The following is a 15,672-nucleotide window of genomic DNA, read 5'->3' on the forward strand; positions in this document are numbered from 1 at the left end:
AGCATGGCGTCGGCCGAATCCGGCGGAAGCTCCTCCTTCGCAGGCAGGTAGGGGATGTAGTCGCCGGCCAGTTCCGACTGGTGCAGTGGGACGGCATCAAGTTGTGCGCTGATCAGCTGGGCCGTCTGCTGCGCCCGGGACAGCGGCCCGTGGTAGATCGCCGAAAGCGGGGTGTTCCGGAGCCGTTCACCGAGGAGAACGGCTTGGCGCCGGCCGCTCTCCGTCAGGGTCGTCTCATCTGCTGACGCTTCACCGTGCCGGGCGAGGTAGAGGTATCGAGTGGCTGTGTCTGTCATGTCCCGGGTCTCCGTCGTCATCCGTGATCTTGTATGTCAGGGATGGACGCTGAGCTCTGTGCGCATAGTTCCGTCGCGACTGCGCTGGCCCAGCTGGCGATGAGTGTGGGGACGCGTTCGGGGTTGCCGAGCCGATACTCGATCTCCGCCGCAGACGACTTCACAGTCTTCGTGAGCCAGACGCGGCTGGTCCCGCGAATCGGTGAAACGTCAACTCAGATGCCCGGAGATCTCCGAGACTGCCCGGACATCACAGAGACAGGACAACTACACTCGAAAACGGCTCAGGCCGTGCGGGCTTCCTGGACGGTGTGTGTCTTCGGTTGGCCGGTGCCCTTGCCACCCGCTTCGGCGGATTGGGCGCCGGCCGCTTTTTGTCCGCTCCTCGGCCAGCTGCCCTGCAGCGTAGGTGCCCCGCCGACGGGGGAACGGCGGGGCAGAATCAGTGTCGCAGGCCAAGACAGCCGCATTGCGGCTTTCGCGGCACGAGGTCTTTCCGATGGCCGAGTTCGTCCGCTCGTTCAGCCCTCCTGCTGACCGAGGACGCCGACAAGCCGACCGCGCTGCACCTCCTCCTCGGCCATGACCTGAGCGAGGACTTCCCGGTCGATGTACGTGTCGACGGCCTCCAGGACGAGGCGCTTGAGTTCGGCCGGTTCGAGTGCCTCCACCTCCCACTGGACAGGGCGGTCGACGTCGAAGCCGTAGCGGCGGGCGAAGCGCGGCCAGCGCGGATCGTCCTTCTTACCCTCGGCTGGCGGCAGCTGGTACTCGCGGACCTGGCCGTGCGTCAACAGCACCCGCTCCACCCGTTCCCAGCAGTCCGTACGCTCCACCCAGTCCCGTTCGATGTCGGCCCCGCTGCAATCGAAATCCCCGATGTAGAGCAGCGCTGCCGGGCGGGAGTCGCTGCGCGCGCGTTCGCGGACGACGTCGGCGTAGGACTGGCTCCCGAAACCGCGCACGACCAGGACGGGGACCCCGTACGCGGCAAGCCAGCCGGTCAGGAGCTGCCGGAGGGTGTCTTTCTCGGCCGCCACGTACAGTGCCCACTCCTGTCCGCGGGTGCGGTCGAGGCGGAACCACTGCGGCATGTCCGCCACGAACTCGGCGACGTCCTCCCAGGCGGGCGAGACATGGACCTCTCGAATCGTGTCGATGAGGTCCGGAAAAAGTCCGTCCCGCCGGGCCTGGGCAAGCCGGGAGGACAGCCTGCGGTAGGTGGGAGCGGTGTTCGGCAGGAGCCCTTCGGCAACCAGCCGATACATGACCTGCCGCAGGGTGACGCCGCCGTCGTAGCCGTCGACGATGTCGCGGGCGCGGTCGATGATGTCCTGCCATTTGATGCGGGCACTCATCCGGTACATGTACCAGTCACTGCGCTGGTGCGGTCAACTCTGTTTCCGCGGATGCCGGTTGTCGTGACACTTCCGTCGTTGCCCTGAGGGCTCCGCGGCCCGGCTGAGGCGCGGGGCCGGCGTCCGCCGATCCGCCTGTTCTCCTGGGCCCACCTCACGCGGCAGGCCCAGGAGAACAGGGCCCTCAGCGGGCAAGTGGTACATGTAGTGATTCAGGGGTACGGGTGCCCGCGGGCTGATGCCCGCATTCTGCGGAGTGCGCACGCAGGCCCGTCAGTACGGCGCTCGCGATGCCTGTCCTGGCGATCAGTTCACTTCCGTCAGATGTCTGGTGACGCACGCTCCACGCCACTCCCGTCAGGGTCGGCTGCCAGGTGAGTTCATAGTGATGGCCTTCCTTGCTGACGAACTCCCACCACCCTTGCTGGACGGGGGTGATCCGCTCTCCTGGCTCCACCTCGGGCGTCTCCGGATCCGGTCCGTACTGCGCGTCCAGCCATGCGAGGTAGGACGGTGCCGGCGCGATCGGCGCGCGCATGGTGTCCCCGTGCCTCCCGTGTGCCGACCAGGGGCCGGTGATCGTCCAGCCTCGCTTTTCCACCAGGGCAACGAGCGTGTCCCGCCCGACGGACAGCGGGTTGCGGTAGCTGCCGCCGATCGACTGCGGCCGCCCCGCCGTGTCCGCGTGCGGGGTGGGGCACGTACCGCACACGAAGGTGAGCACCGCGCTCCCCGTGATCGGCGACACGTAGAGCTCCGCGGCCACGGGACGGTGCAATTCCTCCGATCGACGGGCCATCTCTCGGCGGTCCTCCGCTGTCAGCTGTACAGGAGCCTGCAGCCGCTGCCCCTGCAAGCGGTCGGCCGCGCGCCGCTGTTCCCGCTCGGCACGAAGGCGGCCAGCTTCCAGGGCGGCGGTGCGGCGGCGGTCCGCCCGGACGATCGCGCGCACGTCGTCTAGGCCGGCCCAACCACCCAGGTCGATGTCGGCGCCGCCGGTGGTCCGTCGCATGGCGTAGGGCAGGACCGCCTCCGGGGCGTGAATGACGCGGTACTCCGCTCCGCCACAGGTGAGAAATGCCGTGCTGTGCCCAGTGTCCGGCACCGGAGTCCAGACGGCCACGGCAGGGAGGACGTCCCAACGGCCACCCGCGTCAGGCGCATCAGTCGATTCCATATCGCCTGCAGCGCGCGGCGCTTCGACCGCAGGGACGGCGCCGCCCTCGGTCTCCCAGGTGTCGACGGCGCCCAAGTCGCTTACACCGTCCGAAGCCACAGCCGAGGCGGCGTTGACCTGTTCCAGGAAGGCGATCCCGGTGGGAGCCGATCCCTCCACCGAACTGGTAAAGGTACATGTACTCATTGAGCACAGCAGCGCCGGTGCAGCACTAGCCCCGAGTGTGCGTCGTATGGTCTTCGCGGCTCCTGCCGCGTGCTGACCATGCGCCCAACCCTCACGGTCCCGCGCGTACTCCTCCACTGTGACCCGCATGGCCTTGACCTTGGAGGCTACGGGCGCGATGCGGTCGGCCGCGTCGGCACCGCGCTCGCGCGCCGCGCCGTCGTGCATCCGCTCGGCTGTGTCCAGCGCCGTCCATGCCTGCCGGTTCCGGGCACCCGGAGCCTGCGTGTCGGCGTGCCGCGCGTCATCCATGAGCGCGCGCATGATCACCAGGTCGCTCGCCATCTGCTCGCACAGAGTGCGCGCGCTGTGCTCACGGTTCAGTTGGTCCGCACGTGCTTCCGCCCGGAATTCGTCCGCGGATGTGTCGACGATGCGCACGGACGTTCCCGCATCTCGACTGAACGTGCAGTAACCCACCTTCCATCCCTTGGCGGTCCCCCGGTCGGTGAGTTCCGGATAGGCCAGGTACGGCGCGCCGTTGACGGCTGCAAGAGCCTGTCGCGCGATCCACACCAGACGCAGCGCGCTCGTCTCGCCGATGTGCCGGTCTACACCCTGCGCCCCGGTCCATGCGTTGGAACGGCGCGTGGCTTGGTACTGCTCCGCAGCGCTCGCGAGGGACCATTCCGCGCGGCGTAAGACGTCTGCAGCGTCTGCCGCAGCCTCGGGCCAGGCGACAGCCTCACCGATCGCGCGTGCGTCCGCCTCGCACGCATCGGCCAGCACTCGGGCACGATCGGCCCATTGCGCCGCGCGCTCCGGGGTCACGGCTTTGACGTCCCCGGACCCGTAGTCGTACCAGCGAGCCCGGTTGTCGCATGTGTGCGCGGTCATCGACCGCCGGTCGATCCGTGCGTACGCCGCGCGAGTCTCTGCGTACTCCTCATTCGACAGGAGCGACCGGTCACCCCGGTCAAGGGTCCGGATGATCTCTCGGGCAGTCTCGTATGCTTCGGTCGCGCGCACGGCGTGCGTCTCGGCCACAGTCGCCCACTGACGCGCCGTCCGGCCGCCAACGGTGGGAGCAGGCGTGTGGTCTGTGGCCTCAGTCTCTCCCTGAGCCTTCTTCCCTTGGACGGACTCCTCGTTCAGTGCAGCGTGCTCCCGCGCAGCTTCCAGGGCATCGCACAGCGACTCAGCGCTCGCCGTCACCTTGTCCGTGATCCAGGAAACGCTGTACCGGTACGGGTAGCTGCCTCCACGCGTGATCACGTAGGGGCTTGCTCCTCCAAAGTCGACGTCCCAGAGAACGTCGCTCCGGCCAACGAGGAGTCCACGCTGCTGTCCGCTCGCGTGCAGGACACACATTTCGCGGGCAGCGTCGATGTCCTCGGCAAAACCAATGATCCAGCTGTCGCCGTAGGTGACGTCACCAGTGCGCACCACCACGTGTCCGCCCGGTCCCGTCCACTCCAGGGTGTACGGTGCTGCGCCGACAATGACATCCCACTCGTCCAGCGTGGTGGCCGTACCGGGGACGTAGCGACGAGCAGAGGTGACCGTAGGACCAGCCTCAGCGCGTGCGGTTGCAGCCGCGGGAGACTGGGGGTGCCGCTCAGGCGTCTTGGCGCCCGGTACCTCCGGCAGTTCATCGAACGGGAGTTGCTCGGTTGGGCTGTTCCCCAGGGAGCGCACCGGTGCCGAGTCGATCGTGTACGTCCAACCGGTGTCCTTTGATCCGGTGCGGGACAGGTAGTGGTACTCCCCTGTGACCCCGGACCGGTCGGTGACGACGTACCACGCGTGCGTGCCACCCTGTGCCCAGACCGATCCGGTCACAGGCGTGTCCGCCCCGTCGGGGGTCCATTCCACCCAGTCCCCCAGTCCGAACGGCGCAGGCTGGTAGCCCGACCCGTCGGCATCCTTCGACAGCTTAGGCTTGGCGATCGTCTTCGGCCCGAGGTGCTTACGGACTTCCTTCTGGTAGCGGGCCCAGCGCTGCCGATGCGTGCGCGCAGCGCCCCGGTCTTCGACTGCAGCGATCAGTTCCGCGCGATGCCTGGCATGCGCTGCCGCGACCTCGGGAGCGATTTGGTCCGCAGGCGGAAGCATGGGCAGGGTGAACATCATCTGTCCGTCCGCACTGGACACGTACTCGCGAGTGCCGCGCACGTTGGTGCTGATCTTCACGCCAGCTTCCGAACTCGGTGCGGTAACAGAGCGATTGGACCTGGTAGCCATGCAGGACTCCGGAGGAAGAAAGGGTGGGGTGTGATCTCGGTTGTTGGCCGACTGTCACTGTCGACCATCGATAGAAATATACCGCACTTTCATCACGCACGCCAGGATGGCGGCGCTCCGAATCCTGGAATTCCCGCTGGTCACACCGAGTGAAGGCCATGCCCACGCCCTCGCCCCGCCGAGCCGACCCCCCTCCCCCGCAGCCAGACGCCCGGGCCGCGCGGGTCAGCCGGGCAGCGGACGTCTGGGACGTGAAGCGCACTGGACTAGACCGGATTGAGCTGGGCTAGCCCCTGGGCTGGGCTGAGATAAGGCATCTCCCTCCGGCTATCGCGGAGAAAGAGGTGTCGGTGAGACCAGGGGGCTTACCCGCGGGGGCTGACCAGGGGAAACCCGGCACCAGCCGAAAGGGGTGCCGCAACCTTCGGCACACCTCTCGGTACAACCCTCCAGCCCAGGGTCCACGCAACCGTCCAGCCCCCTAAGGAAGCAACCCCTCCACCTGGAACACCATTCGGGGGCCTGAAGACACAACCCTCAGCTCTCTCCCCAGAAAGGGCAGCCGGAGCTGCGCGACGAGTACGCCACCTTCTGTAAGACGCTCCCGCAGAGCGCTGTGCTGATGGAGATGGCCGAGAAAGACGAGCCAACAACGGGACCGGCGAGCCAGGGAAAAGTGATCTTCAGGGACCTCGGCTACACCGCCGAACAGGCACGCGGCGTCCGGCGGACCGTGCGCCTTGATCCAGGGCCGTCACCGCGGGGGGGTAGCACAAGCGCTTTTCGGCGCTGGGGCCTCTGTAGGTCATGGAGCAGGTTCGGTGACCGAGGAGGACGACGGTGGTCGCGTGGTCGGCCGTATGCCCCGCACTGGCGATGGCGGGAGGCGCCGGGATGGTTGCGGTGTTACGGGCTTTGGCTTTTCAGCTGCGCGAGCGCAGTCGGCGCAAGACAATGACGGCTGTGCTGGCCAGAATGCCGCAGCGGGGCGGCAGCGTTGAGGTGACCGACGAGAACGGGATCACCTTGGTGCTGCGGTCCCGTGGGTGGGAGGGGGACGAGGCGTGAGCGAGGACGCCTTCGACTTCCTCTACCGGAGGTGGTACCGGGCTTTGGTGGCCAAGGCCTTTCTGGTCACAGCGGGCCGTCTCAACGTGGCGGAGGATGCGGTGCAAGAGGCCTTTGTGCAGTGCTGGCGCCGGATGAACGATCCCTACGGACAGCCTGTACAGCATTGGGGTGCATGGTTGTCGGCCACGGTGGTCCGCGAAGCGCTGCGGCGCCGCAGTCCGGCAGTTCCCTTCGACCTGGGCCGTCACGACACTGCGGGCAACGCGCCTGACCTAGCCGTTGAGGTCCAGCTCAAGGAGGTCTACCGCAGGGTGTGCGAGGAGATGGCACGCTTGAAGGAACGGCCACGCCAGGCAATGGCCTTGCGTTGTATCGCGGGACTGACCACCGCCGAGGTCGCAGAGGAGATGGGGATTACGCAGTCGACGGTACGGGTCCATCTTGCCGAGGCCCGCCGGGCGCTGGAGCCTTTGCGGGTGGATCTGCAGGAGCTGGGCATCGTGAAGGACGAGGAGGGAGGACGCCGTGGCTGAGAGGCCTGCTGAACTCGCCGCCTCCGAACGGGCAACGGGCGGCGAGCCGAGGGCTGGCCTGGGCGGCGAGCCGCCCAGGCCAGCAACGCGGCCCGTTCCACCTGTACCCCCCGCCGACGTCCAGTTGCCCGCCGTGCCGCCGACTGAAGACGAAGCAGCTCTGACGTCGGTGACGACGGCGTCCGAGGCCGCCGTGGGCGAGGCGCTGGCCCCAGTCTTGGACGTCGAGGCCTCTCTGGCCGCACTCAAACAGAGGCTTCCTGCGCGTTCCCAGCACTCCCAGCCGGCGGCCACCGAGCCCGGTGCGCACCGGCCGCGCCCCGCACCCGAGAGCATCCCGGACCAGCCGAGCGCCGAGGCCGGAAACCGGCTGCGGTTCGTGGGCGCGGCGACCCGGCGGATCGCCCGTGGCATCGACCTCGACGAGATCGTGCTGGGCCTGTGCCGGGCCACCGTGCCGACCTTCTCTGACGCGATCCTCGTCTACCTGCGCGACCCACTGCCGGTCGGCGACGAGCAGCCCACCGGGCCCCTCGTGCTGCGGCTGCGGCGCACCGACCGGATCCCCGAGGAGCGGGACACCGAGAACGGCTTCATGCCCGCGCTGCGGCCCGAGCCGAACGAGCTTTCGGCGATGACGGCCGAGCTGTGCGAGGTGCGCCCCGGCGGCGCCCTCGCCGAGGTGCTGCGCGGCGTGCGCCCGGTCTTCGCGGACGCGCCCGCCGCCCGGGCCGCGCTGCCCGAGCTGCTCGGCGACGACCTCCTGGTGCCCGACGGGCAGCGCGCGATCCTCGCCCCACTGCGCGGCCGCCGGCGCGTCGTCGGCGCGGCCCTGTTCCTGCGCTACCCGGAACGCATGGCGTTCGAGGCCGACGACCGGCTGATCGCCGCGCAACTCGCCACGCACAGCGCGCTCGGCATCGACAAAGCGGTCCTGTACAGCCGCGAGGCGTACATCGCGGACGAACTACAGCGCACGATGCTGCCCCAGACTCTGCCGAACGCGACGGGCGTACGGCTGGCGTCCCGCTATCTGCCCGCCGCTGAGACGGCCCGGGTCTGCGGCGACTGGTACGACGCGATCCCGCTGTCCGGCAGCCGCATCGCGCTGGTCGTCGGTGACGTCATGGGGCACTCCATGACCACGGCCGCGATCATGGGTCAACTCCGCACCACCGTCCGAGCCCTGAGTAAAACTGTCCCCCAGCCCGCGGAGCTCCTGCGGCACCTGAACGATCTGATGGAAGATTTCGGCGCCGACCACGTGGCGACCTGCCTGTACGCGGTGTTCGACCCGATCTCGCACCGAATCACCATCGCCAACGCCGGCCACCCGCCGCCCGTCCTGCTGCACCTGGGCGGCCGCACCGAGGTACTGAATGTGCCGCCGGGTGCCCCCATCGGCGTGGGCGGGGTGGATTTCGAGGCGGTCGAGCTGGACGCGCCCGCCGGGGCGACGCTCCTGCTGTACACGGACGGCCTGGTCGAATCGCGCCTCAGGGACGTGTGGACCGGCATAGAGCAGCTGCGCGAGAAGCTCGCCGCCACCGCGCAGCTCACCGGCCCGGACCATCCGCCGCCGCTGGAAGCGCTCTGTGACGAGGTGCTCGACATTCTTGGCCCGGGCGACCGGGATGACGACATCGCGCTGCTCGCCGCCCGCTTCGATCGAACGGGGCTGAGCTGACAGCGGTCGAGGCCGGCCTCTGTGAGTAGAGCCGACTTGACCAGCACATCGGCGGTCTTGCCTGAGCGAGCGCTTCTCGGCCAGCTCCAACAGCGGGCGTCTGCCCGCAGTCCGTCGGCTGGTGTTCGGCCCCAACGTGCCATCGGATCGCGTGGAGCTTGCGGAGCTGCCCCAGGTTCGATGGCATGGTGGAGGGGCGTTCAACGCGAGGACGTCCCACTAGGGGACAGGGATCGCTGATGCTGTCGGACAACGCTCGCAAGATCTCATCGGAGGCACTAGACCCGATCCGACTTGTGGCCTCTGCCGCCCGGTTTGCCCGTACTGCGCTTGAGGCGTTCACTCAGGGAGATGAGGAATATGACGTTGCCGTCTTGCACGCCGGGGTTGCCTGCGAACATCTACTGAAGGCCTATCTGGCATCGCTGCACCCGGCGCTCATTCTGGACACGCAGAAGCCTCAACAGGGGAGGCAGCTGCGCCAGATTGCACGCAAGCCCGGATCACCACTGATGGGCGGCTGACCGGCGCCTGACTACCCAGAAATGTCCGAACGAGCCGATTCTTCGGTGAGCGAGTCCCACCAGCGCAACAGCATGCCGCGCACCAGGTACGCAAAGACCGCCAGAGTCATCGGCAGATCCGCTGTTGACCACGTGGTGTCCCCCGAGCCGTAGGTGTCCTGGGTGAACACTTCGGCGGGCAGGCCGTCCCTCGCCGCGGGTGGCGGGATGAGCAGCGGCCAGGGGAAGGCGGTGCCGGCGTGCAGGCGGGTAGAGCGCAGCCGGTACACAGCGGACAGAGCCCTGCGCATCCTGGTCCTGGACCAGGGCAGCTGCCCGTCTGAGTCGGCCGTGCGCCCGTCCGGCGGGTCGGGGAGGAAATGCAGGGCGAAGGCGAGAAAGCGGCGGGTGGACCCTAGAAGGCCGTGGAACTCGGTGATGGCGGCCTCGGTGAGCCTTTCTTCTCCACCCGTTGCGACCAGAGCCTCGGCGGAGAGGGGGAAGGCTTCCCTCACGAGCAGCGTGTAGTCCTCGGTGGCGGCCTGATGGGCGGTCGCAGCGACCTCGACGGCGCTGACTAGCATTAGCCAGGCCAGCTCCGGCTCGCCCTCGGCGATCCACAAGGCGTCGGCATACTGCCGGGCAGCCCGCACCAGATGGACGGTGTGGTCTGCAGCGAGGCGGGGCAGCGACTCCAAGTACGGACGCAGCGATTCGAGGTCAACCGTGCCGTCGGCCAAGCCGGGCAGGATCGGGGAGGACCAAGGAGAGGACGGCGCGCTGGGCACAACCTGCGCAGATACCTCGTAGGTGTTGATGCTGCCGTCTTGCTGCTGATAGCGGGGACGTGGGTCATCCCCGCGCAGCCTGATCCCGAGGATCAGCGATGTCAGCGCAGCGATCTCCTGGTGGATCGACAGCCCGGTCCAGTTGGCACTGCCCGAGGTGACGGACTGCTGATCGGGATGACGGAACCAGCTGGCCAACTCCAGCACCGGGCGCAGCTGCCCCGACTGGTGTCCAGCGGCTGCAGCAAGCGGCGTGAGACGGTAGGGACCGATCGTTTCCGTGCCGTCGATGCCGTAGACCTTCGCGTCGGAGTAGAGCAGGCTCACCCATCCGCGGTGCGGGTCGTCCAGGTAGCGCCACAGCCTGGCAGACCAGGCCGGCTGTCCGGTGGTGCTCGGGTCGCCCACGACATCCCCCTTCATACGCGGCGAAGGCCGCCTTCGGAGGGTGAGGGTACGTCGGGCGGTCCTGCAGGTGGCCCCTGGGCTGCGGAACAGGTGGCTACCGCGCAGCGCCTCTTTGCCTGGCAACCTCGCTGCGGTTGTGGACGAAACCATCTGACCGGATTACGGCCGGACTCCCCGGAGCAGTCGCCAGGCTACCGGGGTTACCAAACTGACAGCCCACGGTGCTGCCGAACCTCGTGAGCAGTTCGATTTACATCGCGCCTACCTCTGACTCCCGTACCGATGAACACGTGCTGCGTTCTCGTGAACAGAACCACCCACCGAGACTGAGGTCGCCGTTCAGCGAGCGTGGATCGGCCGCGGGAGCAGGTTGCGCAGAAGTTCCGCGGTGTCGGCTTCCATTTCGACGCCGCCACCGATGGATTCGTTGATCTTACGGAGGCGGGCGGCGGCTTCCCGGAGCGCGTCGGTGTCGCCGGCGGCGTGGTGCGCAAGGAAGACGGCGCGGTGGAGGGTCTCGCTCTCTTCGACGGCGAGCAGGCCCTGTCGGGCGGCCCACAGGGCGCCGGGCATGTCGTGGGCTTCGCGGCGGCGGGTGGACAGTTCGTAAGCGACGTCGACGATGGCGGAGACCATTTCCTGTGCGGTGGGCTCGGCCCATGCGTAGCGCTGGGGGTCCATGCCGGTGAAGGGGCGGCCGCGGACCAGTGCGAGGGCACGGTGCAGGGCGAGGTCGCCGTCTTCTCCATGGTCGGCGAGGCCCTTGCGGGCGTGGCGCTGGAATTGGGTCCAGTCGCAGGTGACGTGCGGGCCGAGGCAGTATCGCTTGTCGTCGGTGTCCTGGACGCGGGGGAAGTGTTGGTTGCCGTCGGGGTCCGTGCCGAGCCAGGAGCGGGTGCGGGAAATGACCGCGTTGCGCATGTCTTTCTTGACGCGTGAGGAGGGCCAGAGGGCGGCGTCGATGGCGTGGTGGTCGCTGCTGGGGTGCAGCGCCAGGTAGGCGGCCAGTTCCGTGCCGACGCTCTTCCTGTTGGAGTCGACGCGGCCGGTGGCGCCTTCGATGGTGATGGGTCCCAGCAAGAGCACGGACGGCCCTACCGCTCCGGCGTCGGAGGCTGGCCTTTCCGCGGAGGGCTCGAGGGGCTCCTCTGCGGGGGCGGGGATGGTGGGGTGCACGACGGCTGGTGCGGGGCTGGTGCAGGGAGCGGTAAGGGTGAAGGAGACGTCGCCAGGGCCTGCGGCCGGTGGCTTGGTGTCGGTGGGGCGGTCGCTGCCGGTCTCGCTGTCTTCGGCTAGTACGTCGGCGAGCGAGGGCCCGGAGGGGGCGGCCGGTTCCTCGTGCGTGCCTTCTGCCGTCGGGTGGACTACGGCAGAAGGCGGCGCGGCGGGGGTTGGGGTCGGCGGCTTCGCGGGGAGGTCTTCCTGCTCCATCTCGGCGTACTCGCCGGGGAGCCCGTCCTCGGCCGGGTCTTCCTCGAGGAGGCTGTCCTGACTCTCGTCGTGCGTCCAGCCGGGGGCGGGGACGTCGGCGTCGCTGTCGGCGGTGGTGAGCAGCTCGATGGCGTCGGCAAAGTGGTCGTCGCTCAGGGCCTGCAGACGGATCGGCAAGCCGGAGCCGGGCAGGACGACGGTGTCGTCGGGGCCTTGGCAGTCGAGTGTCCAGGCCTCGGCTGGCAGGTCGGGCGGGACGCTGGCGGTGATGACCGCGCTTGCCGTGCGGGGCTGCTCGGTGAGGGTGTCGAGCAGGTTCCTTGTGGCCGTGTTGTAGGGCAGCTCCTGGGCGAGGACGACGTGGGGGGTCCAGTCGCCGCCGGTGTCGTCGCGTAGCCGGGCGGCGCGCGGCGAGGTGACGCCGAGGGTGGTCAGGGCGCGGCGCTGGCCGGCGGTGTGGGCAGCGAGCTCGGCGATGGCGTCGTCCAGGTCCTCCGCGCAGGCGACGCGTTCGGGGACGGCGGTGTCCAGGCCGGGGACGGCTTGGCCGATGGCGGTGACTTCGAGGTGGCCGGCGACGGGGGTGTTGGCGAGTTCCACGGCGACGGCCTGCAGGACCTGGCGGGCGAAGTCGGGGTCGCCGGCCAGGTTGAGCAGACCGATGTGCTCGAGGTCGACGAGGACGTAGCGGCCCTGGGTGTCCCAGCCGATCGAGACGAGCGCCGGATAGGGGGCATCGGCCCCCTGGATGGCTTCTTCGCTGTTGGTCAGGTCGGGGTGGCTGGCCGAGCAGGTCCACAGGTCCTGTCGCCCGGGCGCCGCCGTGAACGGCGCGATGGGCAGCGCGTATTCGGCGAGGTGGAGTTCGAGGCGGGTGTCGTGCAGGACGACGGCGTCCAGGGCAGGCAGCTCGCGGTCGGCGGCTTCCAGATTGAGGGCCATACAGCGCAGGGACGCATTGAGCAGGTCGAAACCGGTAGGTGCCTGGACGCTGCGCAGGCCCTGCTCGGTGGCGGCCGCGCGGCCCTTCGGCATGGCGATGCGCCGACCGGGCCGGCGCCGGTTTTGCTGTCGGCGTCGGCGTACGGCGAGGGTGCCAATCAAAGCCGCGGCTACAACTCCGGTCCCCGTCCAGATAGCAACTGAGGCAAGGGCGGGCGCGGCGGCGGGTTCCTCGTGCGGCGCAGCAGAGGGGGTCTGGGCCTCGTGCGAGTTGGGCGCCGCGCTCGGGGTCTGGGGTGCGGTGGTGGAGGGCTGCGCTGTGCGGCTGGGCGACGGTGCCGGAGTCGTGGCGGCCGGTGCTTCGTGCCGGTCGTCTGTGTGTCCGCTGTCGTGCTTCTGGCTGCCGGGGCCGGGGCTCGTGTCCTGGTTGTTGTCCGCGGGATTCTCGCGGGGCGGCGCCGTGTCGTGGTCCTTGCTGGAGTCCGCGGGGGGCTCGGCGTGCTCGTCCGGCGAGGGCAGCTCGAGTTCCTGCCCGGGGTAGATCAGGTCAGGGTTGGTGAAGTGGCCGCCGCCGGGCTGGGCTTCGCCTCGGTTCGCCTCGTAGATCTCCGGCCAGTCGGTGGGGTCGCCGTACTGGTCGGCGATGGACCAGAGACTGTCGCCTTCGTGCACGGTGACGTGGTCGGGGCGCGCCGCCGCTTCGCTCTTGTCTGCTGCGGCCGTGTGGCCGGTCTTGGCGGCATGCTCCGCCTCACTCTGGTGGGCTGTGCTGTCCGTCGTGCGGTCATCGGCCGCGGGGGTGGTGGGGCCGGTGCTCGGGCTGGCGGCCGGGGTGGCGGGGCGTGCATCGGCGGGCAGCTTGATGACCGCGCCCGTGGGCAGGTACTGGTCGCCGGCGGCGAGGCCCGGGATGTCGGGGTTGAGGGCGGCGATGTCCTGCCACCGCTGTCCGCTGCCGAGGTACTTCTCCGCCAGGTCCCATGGCAGCTCGGTGGAAGAGCTGACGGTGTGTGTCGGGCCGTTGGTGCCCTCGGCCGACGGGGATGCGGAGGACGTGGCGCTGGGCGTGCTGTCGCTGGCGGTCTGGGTGGCGGTCACTGCGTGGGCGGGCGCCGAGGTCGCCGCGGAGGCGGCGGTCGGGGCGAGCAACACGATCCCGCCGACGAGGAACGAGGCCATGGACTGCAGGCCGCCCAGGCCGCGCAGGCGCGGCGCGGAGCGGCGCCGCGTCACGGCGGTGATCTCCAGGATCACCGACAGGGTGAACGCGGCCCAGGCCACCCAACCGATGCAGGTGATGGCGGTGAAGAAGAGGGTGCCGTCGTCCGGGCGGAGCAGGACGTCGACACCGCCGGACAGGTCGGTGGGCTGCGTGCCGACGAGCAGCAGGACGTACGGGGTGCCGACGAGAAGGGCAACGAGCAGGGCGAGGCCGAGCAGCGCGCGCCCCACGGTGCCAACGGTGCGCAGGGGTCCGAGGGTTCGGTAGGCCATGGTGGGGCTCAGCCTCCAGCCTGGGTCTGCAGGTGTGCGGTCGCGGTGCCGGTCACGTTGATGGTTCCCTTGCCGATCAGCTGCGCGAAGTAGGTGTTGTAGGTGTCGTGGACGGTGACCGTCATGGTCTGTCCGTTGTCGGTGATCTGGACGTCGCCTTGCACGCCGGCGGTGGCGAGGTAGTCCTGGGCGGCGGCCTGGGCGGCGTCTGGGTCGATGGTGATGGCGGTGCCCTCGATCGCCTGGGCGGGGTTGAGTTGCTGTCCGGCGGTGCGGGCGGCTTCCTGGGCGAGGGATTCTGCGCGGTTGGAGGCGTTGAGTGCCCCGCCGCCGTCGACGAGCAGGCCCATGACCATCAGCAGTCCCACGGTGGTCACGGCGAAGAACAGGGACATCGAGCCGTTGTCGCGGCGCGCACGCAGCGCGGCGAGACGGCTCCTCAGCACAGCAATCAAGATCATTAGCGGGCCCTGTAGGTGTCGATCGGGCTGGTCCAGGACGCGGTGATCGTCTTGGCTCCGGGCAGGCCGGGCACGCCGATGTCGGACAGGTTCGCGGTGCACGAGATCGTCGCGGTGACTGTGGCGGCTTCGCCGACGTCGGTGGCGTAGCCGGAGGTGTCGATGGCGACGCTCGAGGTCTGGCAGGTGACGCCGTCTCCGTCGAGGCTGCGGGTGACCGCTTCCTGGGCTGCCGTCTGCGCGGTGCCGGCGTCGCGCTCGAGGGAGGCGGCACGGGCGGCTGCGTGGGCAGCGGCGTCGACTGCGCCCTTCGCGTCGGTGACCCGGCCGAAGGCGATCATGAGGCCGAGGATGATGATCAGGACGGGTGCGAGGACCGCGGTCTCCAGTGCGTAGCTGCCCCGGTCCTGGCGCCGCCATCGGAGCGGGCGGGGGCGCGTCACGGGTTGGTCCAGCGTTCGATCGGTCCGTCAGCGTGCTGGATGACGTGCAGCGTGAGGCCGGGAACGAGGGTGGCGACGTCGCCGGTGACGGTGATGCGGATCTGCTGGGCGGTGCTGCCGCTTGCCGAGACCTGGGCGTCTTTCACGGAGCCGCCGAAGCGGGCGAGGTATTCCTGGGCCTGATTCACGCCGTCGCCTTCGCCGGCGCCGAACTGCCGTCCGGCGTCCACGCCTTGCCGTGCGGCGGACTGGGCGACCTTGCGGGCGTGGTAGTACAGGCCGACCTGGATGGTGGTGAAGGCCAGCATCAGCACCACGAGGGCCAGGGTGGCCAGTTCGAGGCCCAGCACGCCGTCGTCCCTGCGGCGGATGCGTGCGCGGATGGCCTTGAGGTGCCGTGATCGGCTTCCCACCGTTTCCCCCTCGATCGTCGGTGTTGAACTGGTCGCGTGTGGTTGTCCTCAGCCGCCGTCGATGATGCCGATCTTCTCCAGGAGTTTGGCGCGGATGGCGGCGACGAGCAGGCCCGCGCCGACGAGCAGGGCGCCGGCGAGGACGGCGAGTTCGGTGCTGGTGGCACCTCTGTCGCGGGCGGTGCGCAGCTGCTCGGCGCGGGCGCGGATCCATACGGTGAGGAGCTGGATGTCCATGAGGGGTTGGTCTCCTTCGGT

General features: G+C 69.1%; 11 protein-coding genes and 1 pseudogene. 3 read left to right on the top strand and 9 right to left on the bottom strand.

Annotated features, from left to right (window positions below; genetic code table 11):
* The 3 genes from ACZ7M3_RS47645 to ACZ7M3_RS47655 all read right to left on the bottom strand — a co-directional run.
* The coding region (locus tag ACZ7M3_RS47645) for a histidine phosphatase family protein (protein ID WP_472072327.1) at positions 1 to 296 on the bottom strand (296 nt) is incomplete at its 3' end.
* Positions 297 to 817: 521 nt separating this feature from the next.
* On the bottom strand, positions 818 to 1,654 hold the full coding sequence (locus ACZ7M3_RS47650) for a hypothetical protein (RefSeq protein ID WP_472072329.1): 837 nt from the start codon (positions 1,652 to 1,654) through the stop codon (positions 818 to 820).
* A 184-nt stretch (positions 1,655 to 1,838) separates the two neighbouring features.
* On the bottom strand, positions 1,839 to 5,189 hold the full coding sequence (locus ACZ7M3_RS47655; protein WP_472072331.1) for an ATP-binding protein: 3,351 nt from the start codon (positions 5,187 to 5,189) through the stop codon (positions 1,839 to 1,841).
* A 1,115-nt stretch (positions 5,190 to 6,304) separates the two neighbouring features.
* Here ACZ7M3_RS47655 and ACZ7M3_RS47660 point away from each other — a divergent pair.
* The 3 genes and pseudogenes from ACZ7M3_RS47660 (at position 6,305) to ACZ7M3_RS47670 (ending at position 9,055) form a co-directional block, all read left to right on the top strand.
* On the top strand, positions 6,305 to 6,844 hold the full coding sequence (locus ACZ7M3_RS47660) for an RNA polymerase sigma factor (protein ID WP_472072333.1): 540 nt from the start codon (positions 6,305 to 6,307) through the stop codon (positions 6,842 to 6,844).
* Positions 6,845 to 7,061: 217 nt separating this feature from the next.
* A pseudogene (locus ACZ7M3_RS47665) lies at positions 7,062 to 8,513 on the top strand (PP2C family protein-serine/threonine phosphatase); the annotation flags it as partial.
* A gap of 257 nt (positions 8,514 to 8,770) precedes the next feature.
* Positions 8,771 to 9,055 (top strand): hypothetical protein, encoded by a 285-nt coding sequence (locus tag ACZ7M3_RS47670; RefSeq protein WP_472072335.1) that lies wholly within the window; start codon positions 8,771 to 8,773, stop codon positions 9,053 to 9,055.
* A gap of 11 nt (positions 9,056 to 9,066) precedes the next feature.
* Here the strand turns inward: ACZ7M3_RS47670 and ACZ7M3_RS47675 are convergent, their stop codons facing one another.
* The 6 genes from ACZ7M3_RS47675 to ACZ7M3_RS47700 all read right to left on the bottom strand — a co-directional run bounded on the left by ACZ7M3_RS47675 (position 9,067) and on the right by ACZ7M3_RS47700 (position 15,651).
* The gene (locus tag ACZ7M3_RS47675) at positions 9,067 to 10,230 is read right to left on the bottom strand and encodes a hypothetical protein (RefSeq protein ID WP_472072337.1); all 1,164 of its coding nucleotides are present in this window, start codon (positions 10,228 to 10,230) and stop codon (positions 9,067 to 9,069) included.
* Between the two features lie 339 nt (positions 10,231 to 10,569).
* The gene (locus tag ACZ7M3_RS47680) at positions 10,570 to 14,097 is read right to left on the bottom strand and encodes a LysM peptidoglycan-binding domain-containing protein (RefSeq protein WP_472072339.1); all 3,528 of its coding nucleotides are present in this window, start codon (positions 14,095 to 14,097) and stop codon (positions 10,570 to 10,572) included.
* Between the two features lie 8 nt (positions 14,098 to 14,105).
* Positions 14,106 to 14,543, bottom strand: coding sequence for a TadE/TadG family type IV pilus assembly protein (locus tag ACZ7M3_RS47685; protein ID WP_472072341.1), 438 nt, complete (start codon positions 14,541 to 14,543; stop codon positions 14,106 to 14,108).
* A gap of 14 nt (positions 14,544 to 14,557) precedes the next feature.
* Positions 14,558 to 15,001 (bottom strand): TadE/TadG family type IV pilus assembly protein, encoded by a 444-nt coding sequence (locus tag ACZ7M3_RS47690; protein WP_472072343.1) that lies wholly within the window; start codon positions 14,999 to 15,001, stop codon positions 14,558 to 14,560.
* Positions 14,998 to 15,414, bottom strand: a complete 417-nt coding sequence (locus tag ACZ7M3_RS47695) for a TadE family protein (RefSeq protein ID WP_472072345.1) — start codon at positions 15,412 to 15,414, stop codon at positions 14,998 to 15,000. Before ACZ7M3_RS47695 ends, ACZ7M3_RS47690 begins: the two co-directional genes overlap by 4 nt.
* 48 nt (positions 15,415 to 15,462) lie before the next feature.
* Complete coding sequence (locus tag ACZ7M3_RS47700; protein WP_329296065.1) at positions 15,463 to 15,651, bottom strand: hypothetical protein; 189 nt, start codon at positions 15,649 to 15,651, stop codon at positions 15,463 to 15,465.
* Between the last annotated feature and the right edge of the window lie 21 nt (positions 15,652 to 15,672).

The sequence above is a fragment of the Streptomyces sp. NPDC111656 genome, from assembly GCF_055656965.1.